This is a genomic window from Alistipes sp. CAG:268 (genome assembly GCA_000434235.1).
In the GTDB taxonomy this organism is placed as follows: Bacteria; Bacteroidota; Bacteroidia; order Bacteroidales; family Rikenellaceae; genus Alistipes; species Alistipes avistercoris.
Genome location: FR892006.1, coordinates 979 through 10,827 on the forward strand (window position 1 = coordinate 979; position 9,849 = coordinate 10,827).

General features: G+C 64.1%; 10 protein-coding genes. 9 read left to right on the top strand and 1 reads right to left on the bottom strand.

What is annotated here, in order from left to right; all coding sequences use genetic code 11:
* The 4 genes from QZL63_RS07440 to QZL63_RS07455 all read left to right on the top strand — a co-directional run.
* A partial coding sequence (locus tag QZL63_RS07440; RefSeq protein ID WP_290586406.1) for an ExbD/TolR family protein occupies positions 1–317 on the top strand: 317 nt, incomplete at its 5' end.
* A gap of 34 nt (positions 318–351) precedes the next feature.
* Entirely contained in the window at positions 352–1,041 is a 690-nt protein-coding gene (locus tag QZL63_RS07445) for a TonB family protein (RefSeq protein WP_022308694.1), read from the top strand.
* Positions 1,042–1,058: 17 nt separating this feature from the next.
* A complete protein-coding gene (locus QZL63_RS07450) occupies positions 1,059–1,505 on the top strand; it encodes a DUF1573 domain-containing protein (RefSeq protein WP_022308695.1) in 447 nt (148 codons plus the stop codon).
* Positions 1,506–1,508: 3 nt separating this feature from the next.
* A complete protein-coding gene (locus QZL63_RS07455; protein WP_022308696.1) occupies positions 1,509–2,828 on the top strand; it encodes an amidohydrolase in 1,320 nt (439 codons plus the stop codon).
* Positions 2,829–2,988: 160 nt separating this feature from the next.
* Here the strand turns inward: QZL63_RS07455 and QZL63_RS07460 are convergent, their stop codons facing one another.
* Positions 2,989–5,025 carry an alpha-amylase family glycosyl hydrolase gene (locus tag QZL63_RS07460; protein WP_022308697.1) on the bottom strand — a complete coding sequence of 679 codons (2,037 nt, stop codon included), beginning with the start codon at positions 5,023–5,025 and terminating at the stop codon, positions 2,989–2,991.
* 81 nt (positions 5,026–5,106) lie between these two features.
* Between QZL63_RS07460 and QZL63_RS07465 the strand changes: the two genes are divergently transcribed.
* The 5 genes from QZL63_RS07465 (at position 5,107) to QZL63_RS07485 (ending at position 9,805) form a co-directional block, all read left to right on the top strand.
* Positions 5,107–6,783, top strand: coding sequence for a peptide MFS transporter (locus QZL63_RS07465; protein ID WP_022308698.1), 1,677 nt, complete (start codon positions 5,107–5,109; stop codon positions 6,781–6,783).
* 149 nt (positions 6,784–6,932) lie between these two features.
* Positions 6,933–7,559: a TetR/AcrR family transcriptional regulator gene (locus QZL63_RS07470; RefSeq protein ID WP_022308699.1), complete on the top strand. Its 627-nt coding sequence runs from the start codon at positions 6,933–6,935 to the stop codon at positions 7,557–7,559.
* Positions 7,560–7,598: 39 nt separating this feature from the next.
* Positions 7,599–8,432, top strand: coding sequence for an MBL fold metallo-hydrolase (locus QZL63_RS07475; RefSeq protein ID WP_022308700.1), 834 nt, complete (start codon positions 7,599–7,601; stop codon positions 8,430–8,432).
* Complete coding sequence (locus QZL63_RS07480; RefSeq protein WP_290586410.1) at positions 8,413–9,228, top strand: SDR family oxidoreductase; 816 nt, start codon at positions 8,413–8,415, stop codon at positions 9,226–9,228. The genes QZL63_RS07475 and QZL63_RS07480 overlap by 20 nt, the downstream gene beginning before the upstream one ends.
* Positions 9,229–9,352: 124 nt before the next feature.
* Entirely contained in the window at positions 9,353–9,805 is a 453-nt protein-coding gene (locus tag QZL63_RS07485) for a lipocalin family protein (RefSeq protein WP_022308702.1), read from the top strand.
* Positions 9,806–9,849 lie beyond the last annotated feature (44 nt).

The following is a 9,849-nucleotide window of genomic DNA, read 5'->3' on the forward strand; positions in this document are numbered from 1 at the left end:
TCGCCACGACGCTCATCAACCCCAACGCCCTGAAGCTGATGCTCCCGAAGAGCTCGAACCAGCTCAAGGACAAGGCGATGACGACCGTCTCGGTGCAGGACAGCCGCAACGGCAAGTACCGCTATTATGTGGAGATGAAGGAGGTGGGCTCGATCGACGGCGTGGAGCGTGCGCTCAAGGAGCGCCTCGACGGACAGCAGGAGCCCACCGTGTCGCTCCATTGCGACAAGACGGTGGCCGTCGATGAGGTGGTCAAGGTGATGAACATCGCCAAGGACAACAACTACAAGTTAATCTTAGCCACGACCCCGAGGTGATCCGGCCCCGGGGGCGGGCAGAACTTTGACGCCTATGTATTACTATGATCCGAATGACCGGCAGCCCCGCAGGTGGGCGGCGATCGCGGCGGGGGCCTATGCCCTCGTGCTTGCGGTGTCGTTCGCCGTGGTGTCGTTCGACTTTTCGCCCGCGCTCGAGAAGCCGGGTGACACGATCCTCGTGGACTTCACCGAGCCGCCGGCCCCCGAGCCTCCGCGGCCGCGGGTCAGGCCGGCTGCGGAGCCGCGCGTGCACGACGAGACCGCTCCGGTCGAGCAGACGGCACAGGCGGCCGGCAAGGACGAGGTGACCCAGACGCCCAATCCGCGGGCGCTCTTCAAGATGAACAAGGGCGGCGTCGATGAGCCCGACAATGCGGGCAATCCGCGGGCTCCGGAGGGCGAGGACAAGGCCTCCGGCAAGGGCCCCGGGCTCAATCCCGACGGACTCGACCAGTTGGACCAGGGGCTCAAGGGGCGCGGCCTGGTCGGCGCGCTGCCCAAACCCGACTACCCGGGCAACCGCAGCGGCAAGGTCGTTATCCGCGTGACGGTCGATGCCTCGGGCCGCGTGACGGGCGCCTCGTTCGAGCCGAAGGGCTCCACGGAGAGCGACCCCCGTCTGGTTGAGGCGGCCATCGCCGCCGCGCGCAAGGCCCGTTTCACGGAGAGCCGGGCCGCCGTGCAGGGCGGAACGATCACCTACATATTCCGCATGGAATGATGCTAACCCGAATTACGATGAAAACACTCCTGTTTACGCTTATTGCCGCGCTGTCGCTGACGACGGCCTCCGCTGCCGGAGACGGGCAGACGGACGGGGCGCACCTCGCGTTCGAGGACGCGACCTACGACTTCGGCGACGTGCCCCGCAAGGGCGGCGACCTGGTGCACGAGTTCCGCTTCACGAACGACGGGACCGAGCCCCTGGTGCTGCTGCGCGTCATCATCTCGTGCTCGTGCCTGAAGGCCGACTTCTCGAAGCGCCCCGTGGCGCCCGGCGATTCGGGCGTCGTGCGCATCACCTACCAGCCGCACAAGAGCGAACCCGGCGCCTTCAACAAGGTGATCCAGATCTACTCGAACTCGGTCGATGGCCGCGACGTCGTCACCGTGCAGGGTAACTCGATCGACGAGAATGCAGTGAAGGTGAAGACGCGGGGCGGACGGACGAAAATCAAGAAATGACCTATGGCGACACTCTTTTCAAATGCGACGCTGCTCCCCATGTGCGGGGAGGGCGCACGGACGTTCACCGGATCGGTGGGCGTCGCGGGCAACCGGATCGCGCTGGTGACCTCGGACGAGGGGGCCGTGGCGCAGTTCCGCGCCGCACACCCCGGCCTGCGCGAGATCGACTGCCGGGGCCGGCTGGTCATGCCGGGACTGGTCAATACCCACTGCCATGCGGCCATGACGCTCCAACGCAGCTATGCCGACGACATTCCGCTCATGCGGTGGCTCAACGACCACATTTGGCCCTTTGAGGCGTGCCAGACCCCCGATGAGGTGGCGCTGGGCATGGAGCTCGGCATCGTCGAGATGCTGCTCGGCGGCGTGACCTCGTTCGTGGACATGTACTATTTCCAGGACCGCTGCGTCGAGGTGGCCGAACGCCTCGGCATCCGGGCCTTGCTCGGCTGCAACTACTTCGACAGCAACTTCGACGAAGTGGCCGGGCAGGTCGGCGAGGCCGTGCGCCGGGCCGCAGCTTCGTCGCGCGTGCGCATCGCCGTGGCGCCCCATGCACCCTATACGGTCTCGCCCGAAAACCTTGTGCGCGGCCGCGAACTGGCCGAGCGGTACGGGCTGATGCTGATGACCCATGCGGCCGAGACCCGCGACGAGGTGCGCATCGTCCGCGAGCGCTTCGGGCGGACTCCGGTCGAGCACCTCGACAGCCTGGGGCTGCTCGGGCCGAAGACGATCCTGGCCCATTGTGTCCATGTGACCGACGGCGATGTGGCGACGCTCGCCCGAAGCGGCGTGACCGTATCGCACAATCCGCAGAGCAACATGAAGATATCGAGCGGTGTGGCTCCCGTGGCGCAGATGCTGCGCGCCGGGGTGACGGTGACCGTGGCCACCGACGGACCCTGCTCGAACAACGACCTGGACATGTGGGAGGAGCTGCGCACGGCGGCTTTCCTCCAGAAGTCGGCGACGGGCGATCCGTGTGCGCTGCCGGCGTGGGAGACCCTGCGGCTGGCGACGGCCAACTGCGCCCGCGCGATGGGTTGCGCCGAGGGGGAGCTGGGCGTGCTCCGCGAAGGGGCATTGGCCGACCTCATCATCGTGGACCTGCGCAAACCCCATTTGCAGCCGCTGCACGACGTGGTGTCGAATCTGGTCTATTGCGGCAAGGCCGCCGACGTCGAGACGGTGATGGTCGATGGCCGCATCGTCGTCGAGGACCGGCGCATCCCCGGCCTCGATCTGGAGGAGCTTTACGGCCGTGTGGCCGGGGCGGTTGCCCGCATCGAGTCGGTGAAGGGCTGCGGCGCGAAGTGACGGTCCTCCGGTTGCGGCGATCTTCGCGGTTGCGATGCGGCCGGCTGCGGCTGCAATGAAGTGTGGCTGCAATAACGAAACGAAAACTCCGGCAACGGTCAAACCGTTGCCGGAGTTTTCCGTATGGTTGCGGGGCCTGTGCCGCCATCCGGTGCGGCGGTCAGCGCTTGCGCAGGTAGACGGTCGCCGTCCGCGAGGTGTTGTAGATCCGGATGCGCGGATATTTGTTCCCTTCGCTGTCCTCGACATCGAACGAGAAGTGCGCGGAGTCCATCGTCTGGCGCTCCTGGCCGCCGAAACGGGCCTCGTCGGTCGAGAGGATCGGCACGTATTTGCCCGGACCCTGGACCGGGAGCTCGTAGTCGGGGATCGAGGCCGTGGGGTGCCAGTTGAAGACGAAGAGCAGACGCCCGTGCGAGAAGACCATCGTCTTGTTCTGCTCGTCCATCAGCAGGTTCCAGGCGTAGCCGTCCTCGAGGACCCTGTATTTGCGGATCAGGCGGATCATCGCCCGGTCGAAGTCGCCGAGCCACGAGTAACGCAGCAGTCCGTTGCGGGCGAGCGACCACTGCCGCCGGGCGTGGGCGTAGCTCCAGCCGTTGCCCTCGCGCGGGAAGTCGATCCACTCGGGGTGTCCGAACTCGTTGCCCATGAAGTTGAGGTAGGCCTGCCCGCCGGTCGAGATCGTCATCAGGCGGATCATCTTGTGCAGGGCCATGCCGCGGTCGATGATGAGGTTTTGGGAGGCGCGGTCCATGTGGAAGTACATCTCCTTGTCCATCAGGCGGAAGGCGATGGTCTTGTCGCCCACAAGCGCCTGGTCGTGCGACTCGGCGTAGGCTACGGTCTTCACTTCGGGCAGGCGGTTGGTCATCACCGACCACATCTCCCAGATGTTCCACTCCTCGTCGGGCACCTCCTTGAGCAGCTTGATCCAGTAGTCGGGGATCGCCATGCCGAGGCGGTAGTCGAAGCCGATGCCCCCGTCGGCCGCCGGGAAGCACATGCCGGGCATGCCGCTCACGTCCTCGGCGATCGTCACGGCCGAGGGGCGGAAGTCGTGCACGAGGCGGTTGGCCAGCGTCAGGTAGTCGATGGCATCCTCGTTCACGCCGGCGTCGAAGTAGCGTTCGCGGCAGTCGAAGGTGACGTAGCCGTGATGGTGGTAGAGCATCGAGGTGACGCCGTCGAAGCGGAACCCGTCGAAGTGGAACTCGTCGAGCCAGTACTTGACGTTCGAGAGCAGGAAGTGCTGCACCTCGCCCTTGCCGTAGTCGAAGAGCTTCGAGTCCCAGTAGGGCTGGTTGCCGGCCTCGCCCGGGCGCGAGTAGAGGTGGTCCGTGCCGTCAAGTTCGTTGATCCCCTCGTTGAGGTTCTTCACGTAGTGGGCGTGCACGAGGTCCATGATGACCGCCAGCCCCAGTTCGTGGGCCCGGCGGATGAGCTCCTTGAGCTCCTCGGGGGTTCCGAAGCGCGACGAGGGGGCGAAGAAGCTCGAGACGTGGTAGCCGAACGAGCCGTAGTAGGGGTGCTCGGCGATGGCCATCAGCTGCACGGCGTTGTAGCCGTCCTTTTTTATAATGGGCAGGATCTTCTCGGTGAATTCGCGGTAGGTGCCCACCCCTTCGCGCTCCTGGGCCATGCCCACGTGGGCCTCGTAGATCAGCAGGCTGCCTCCCTGCGAGGCGTCGAATGCGTCGCCGCGCCAGTCGAACGGCTCGGCCGGGGCCCAGAACTGGGCCGTGTAGTCCTTCGTCGTGTCGTCCTGCACCACGCGCGTGGCATAGGCCGGGATGCGGTCCATCCAGCCGTTGTCGCCGTGGACGTGGATCTTGTAGAGCGAGCCGTGGGTGAGGCGGTCGCGGTACATCGCCGCGGGGAAGAAGGCGCTCCAGACGCCCGCCGAATCGCGGTGCATGCGGATCTCGGTGCGCTGCCAGTTGTTGAAGTCGCCGAAGATATAGACGTCGTGCGCCCCGGGGAGCCATTCGCGGAACCACCAGCCGTCGAGCGTCTCGTCCCACTGCCAGCCGAAGTAGCGGTAACCGTTGGCGTAATCGACGAGCGATCCGGCGCTGTGCTCGATGGCCTCGAGTTTGTTGAGGTAGCGCCGGTGACGGCAGGCGATGGCGTCGGCCACCGGACGCAGCCATTCGTCCCGTTCGACGATCGGGAGTATTTCGGTTGTTTTTTCCATAACTGAGGTCGGTTTTAGACAAATATATGAAAAATATTGTTATCTTTGTCAGCAAACTTAATTTTAAACCCTTAAAGCTGTATGTTCAAAGGACAACCCAAAGGTTTGTACGCCCTTTCGCTGGCCAACACGGGCGAGCGTTTCGGCTACTATACCATGCTTGCGATCTTCACGCTCTTCCTGCAGGCCAAGTTCGGCTATACGGAGGCGGTAACGACCCAGATTTACGGCATTTTCCTCGCCGCGGTCTATTTCATGCCGTTCTTCGGCGGTATCCTGGCCGACAAGTTCGGATTCGGGAAGATGGTGACGCTCGGCATCTTCGTGATGTTCGGCGGATACGCCCTGCTGTCGATCCCCACCGGGACGGGCTTCGGGGCCCAGGCGCTGATGTTCGCCGCACTGGCGCTCATCGCATGCGGCACGGGTCTGTTCAAGGGTAACCTCCAGGTGATGGTCGGCAACCTCTACGACGATCCGGCCTATTCGGCCAAGCGCGACAGCGCCTTCTCGATCTTCTACATGGCCATCAACATCGGTGCGATGTTCGCCCCCTCGATGGCTACCTGGATCACCAACCACTTCCTGGCTCAGGACGGCCTGACCTACAACGGCCAGATTCCGGCGCTGGCCCACCAGTACCTTGAGGCAGGCGCCAACATGCCGGCCGAGCCGCTCGCCGAGCTGCAGCGCCTGGCTACGGCCGTCGGGGGCAATGCCGCCGACCTGGGGACGTTCGCTTCGCACTACATCGAGAAGCTCTCCTCGGCCTACAACATGGGCTTTGCCGTAGCGTGCATCTCGCTCATCATCTCCTACATCATCTACGTCGCCTTCCGCAAGACCTTCAAGCATGCCGACGTCACGGCCAAGCAGCAGGCCGCTTCGGGAGCCGCCGCACAGGTCGAGCTGACGCCCGCGCAGACCAAGTCGCGCATCACGGCCCTCATGCTCGTCTTCGCCGTGGTGATCTTCTTCTGGATGGCCTTCCACCAGAACGGCTCGACGATGACCTTCTTCGCCCGCGACTACACGACCCCCGAGGCCACGGGCTTCACGCGCATGTTCTTCGACATCTTCAACCTCCTGCTGGTTCTGGTCGGCGTTTACGGTCTGGTCGGCATGTTCCAGGCTGAGAAGGGCCGCGGCAAGCTCATCGGCGGCATCGCCGTCATCGCGGCCGTCGTGGCACTCTACTACCGCTATACCGTCACGCCCGATCCGGTACACATCCTGCCGCAGGTCTTCCAGCAGTTCAACCCCTTCTATGTCGTGGCCCTCACGCCGCTGTCGGTGGCCCTCTTCGCCTCGCTGGCCCGCAAGGGCAAGGAGCCCTCGGCTCCGCGCAAGATCGGCATGGGCATGATCATCGCCGCCCTGGGCTTCCTGATCCTCACGATCGGCTCGTTCGGGCTGATGTCGCCCGCCGAGGTGAAGGCTGCCGGTTCCAGCGACACGTTCGTCTCGCAGAACTGGCTGATCTCGACCTACCTCGTGCTGACGTTCGCCGAGCTGCTGCTCTCGCCGATGGGTATCTCGTTCGTGTCGAAGGTGGCTCCCCCGAAGTACAAGGGCATGATGATGGGCTGCTGGTTCGCCGCCACGGCCGTCGGCAACTACGCCACGTCGCTCATCGGTTACCTCTGGGGCAGCGGCATGGCGCTCTGGATGGTATGGAGCGTGCTGATCGTACTCTGCCTGCTCTCGGCGCTCTTCATCTTCTCGATCATGAAGAAACTCGAGAACGCCACGGCCTGACGCCGCAGCGGATCGATCCTACGGGACCCGGACAGCCGGCAGGCGTCCGGGTCTTTTCGTTCCGCCGCCTTCCGGCCGAAAATCGGGCACGGGCTTTGCCGTATGGATTTTCTTTGCTATATTTGTTCTGTAAAGCCCATCATCCCATCATGACCCCTCAGGAACGTATCGTCGAACAGGCCCTGCGCCTGTTCGTCACGCAAGGCATCAAGTCCGTGCGCATGGAAGATCTCGCCCGGCTGGCGGGCGTCTCGAAGCGCGTGCTCTACGACATGTTCGAGGACAAGGAGAACCTGCTCTACCGGGTGATGCTGCGCTATTTCGAGCAGAACCGCGAGCACTGGAGGCAGCAGAGCGCCGGCGCGGGCAATGTGCTCGAGGAGCTGTTCATGGTTCTGGGCGACATGATGGACCGCTCGGAGCAGACCGGACGGCTGATGGAGAGCCTCCGGCGCTTCTACCCGGCGCTCCACGAACGGCTGAGGCACGAGGGGATGGAGCGCAATGCGGCCGACCTGCGGAAGATGCTGCAGCAGGGCATCGGCGAGGGGCTGTTCTTCGAACGGTTCAATCCCGACCTGGCCATCGGGGCGCTCTACTGCACCATCTCGGCGCTGGTCATGCGCCGCGAGCTGGTCCTTCCCTCGGGAATCTCCGAACGCGAGGCCTTCGTGCAGATCATCAGCACCTTTTTCCGCGGCATCGCGACCCCGAAGGGGCTCCAGTGCGTGGACGAGTACCTGGCGCGCTACGAACCGGGGCGCATCCGTCGCTGAAGCGTGCCGCCGGCACGACTTTTTTCGTATATTTGCCGCATGAAACTCACCTTTCTGGGAACCGGAACCTCGCAGGGCGTGCCCGTCATCGGGTGCCGCTGCGCCGTCTGCATGTCCGACGACCGGCGCGACCGGCGGCTGCGCACCTCGGCGATGGTCGAGACGCGGGGCGTGCGGCTGGTGATCGACGCAGGTCCCGACTTCCGCTACCAGATGCTCCGCACCGGGGTGCGGCACATCGACGCCATCCTTCTCACGCACGAGCACAAGGACCACATCGGCGGCCTGGACGACGTAAGGGCCTTCAACTTCGTCGATTATCCCGAGGCCATTCACAAGGTGGGCATCTACGCCACGCCGCGCACGGCGGCCTGCGTGCGCAAGGATTTCGACTACGCCTTTGCGCAGGACAAGTACCGGGGTGTCCCCGAGATCGAACTGCACGAGATCGATCCCGCATGCCCCTTCTCCGTGAAGGGGGTGGAGATCGTCCCTGTGGCGGGCCGCCACCCCGAGCGGTTTGCCGGGGCGGGCGCCTCCGAGCGTTTTGCCGTGACGGGCTACCGCATCGGTCCGCTGGCCTACCTGACCGACTTCAAGACCATCGAGGAGAGTGAGGTGGAGAAACTCGCCGGCGTCGAGGTGCTTGTGGTCAATGCCCTGCGCTTCGCTCCGCACTACTCGCACTTCAATGTGGCCGAGGCGCTGGAGCTGATTCGCCGTGTGGCGCCCCGCGAGGCCTACCTCACCCACATGTCGCACGACATCGGGCTGCAGGCCGTGACCGAGCCGACGCTCCCGCCGCACGTGCACATGGCCTGCGATACGTTGGAACTTGAAATAAACGATGGATATGAAAACACTGAAAGATAAGGTAATCGTCATCACGGGCGCCTCGTCGGGCATCGGCGAGGCCATGGCCCGCGAATATGCCGCACAGGGCGCCCGGGTGGTGCTCGGGGCGCGGAGCGTGCAGAAACTGCAGCTGGTTGCGGGCGGCATCCGCACACACGGCGGGCAGGCCGCCTACTGTGGCGTGGATGTCACCAAACCCGAGGAGTGCCGCGAACTCATCGAGACGGCCGTGCGCGAGTTCGGCCGCATCGACGTGCTGATCTGCAATGCCGGCATCTCGATGCGCGCATTGTTCGACGATGTGGACCTCGAGGTGCTGCACCGCCTGATGGACGTCAATTTCTGGGGCACGGTGAACTGCTGCAAGTATGCCTTGCCCTACCTGCAGCAGTCGAAGGGCTCGATCGTCGGCATCTCGTCCGTAGCCGGCCTGCATGGGCTTCCCGGGCGCACGGGCTACTCGGCCTCGAAGTACGCCATGACGGGCTTTCTCGAGACGCTGCGCATCGAGAACCTCAAGAAGGGGCTGCACGTGATGATCGCCTGTCCGGGATTCACGGCTTCGAACGTCCGCTTCTCGGCCCTCACGGCCGACGGATCGCAGCAGGGCGAGACGCCGCGCGACGAGTCGAAGATGATGACCGCCGAGCAGGTGGCGCGGATCGTGGCGAAGGGCATCCTGCGCCGCAAGCGGCTCTGCCTGATGGAGATCGAGGGACGTGCCACGCACTTCGTCAAGAAATTCGCCCCGGCCTTCCTCGATCGGATGTTCTACCTGGTGATGGCCCGCGAGCCCGATTCGCCGCTCAAGTGAGCCGCTGCATGCCCGGCCGCAACCCGGCCGCGTGCATGTCTCTCTGCTGCATGGCCCGCCTTGTGACGGACGGGCCGTTTCCCGTTTTGCAGATCCATTTAACCCAACAATCAAGCATAACGTTATGAAACATTTGAACAATTGGATGCGTGCGCTCCGGCGGAGCGTGCTCTGTGCGTGCGTTGCTGTGGCCTGCGTATGGTGCCTTCCTTCGTGCAACGACGACAAGATCGGCGACATATCGCTGATTTACGGCCGCTGGGAGGCCACCTCCTTCTCCGGCTATGAAAAGGAGGAGGGTGAAGAGCCCTACGAGTGGAACTACGGCCCGTCCGAGATGGCCGGTGACTATGTGATTTTCAACACCGACGGAACATATGTGGAGGGGTCTTCGGGCACAACGGGAGACAGTGGCACGTGGCGCATTCAGGGCAACAGAATCTATGTGACCTCCGACGGTGAGACCATCGGTGCGACGATCCGTACCCTCTCCTCCACGGAACTGGTTATCGAGATGCGTTACAGCGAACCGGGCTACGAATATTTCGAACGCTCTTCTTACCGCAAGGCCGACTGACGGCTGCCGGCCTTTCAAGTGAAAGGCGGCCGCACCCGGATCGG

Bases quoted from the DNA above. Each gene is read 5' to 3' on its own strand.
- QZL63_RS07485 (WP_022308702.1), top strand. From the start codon at position 9,353: ATGAAACATTTGAACAATTGGATGCGTGCGCTCCGGCGGAGCGTGCTC.
- QZL63_RS07470 (WP_022308699.1), top strand. From the start codon at position 6,933: ATGACCCCTCAGGAACGTATCGTCGAACAGGCCCTGCGCCTGTTCGTC.
- QZL63_RS07450 (WP_022308695.1), top strand. From the start codon at position 1,059: ATGAAAACACTCCTGTTTACGCTTATTGCCGCGCTGTCGCTGACGACG.
- QZL63_RS07455 (WP_022308696.1), top strand. From the start codon at position 1,509: ATGGCGACACTCTTTTCAAATGCGACGCTGCTCCCCATGTGCGGGGAG.
- QZL63_RS07475 (WP_022308700.1), top strand. From the start codon at position 7,599: ATGAAACTCACCTTTCTGGGAACCGGAACCTCGCAGGGCGTGCCCGTC.
- QZL63_RS07460 (WP_022308697.1), bottom strand. From the start codon at position 5,025: ATGGAAAAAACAACCGAAATACTCCCGATCGTCGAACGGGACGAATGG.
- QZL63_RS07445 (WP_022308694.1), top strand. From the start codon at position 352: ATGTATTACTATGATCCGAATGACCGGCAGCCCCGCAGGTGGGCGGCG.
- QZL63_RS07465 (WP_022308698.1), top strand. From the start codon at position 5,107: ATGTTCAAAGGACAACCCAAAGGTTTGTACGCCCTTTCGCTGGCCAAC.
- QZL63_RS07480 (WP_290586410.1), top strand. From the start codon at position 8,413: ATGAAAACACTGAAAGATAAGGTAATCGTCATCACGGGCGCCTCGTCG.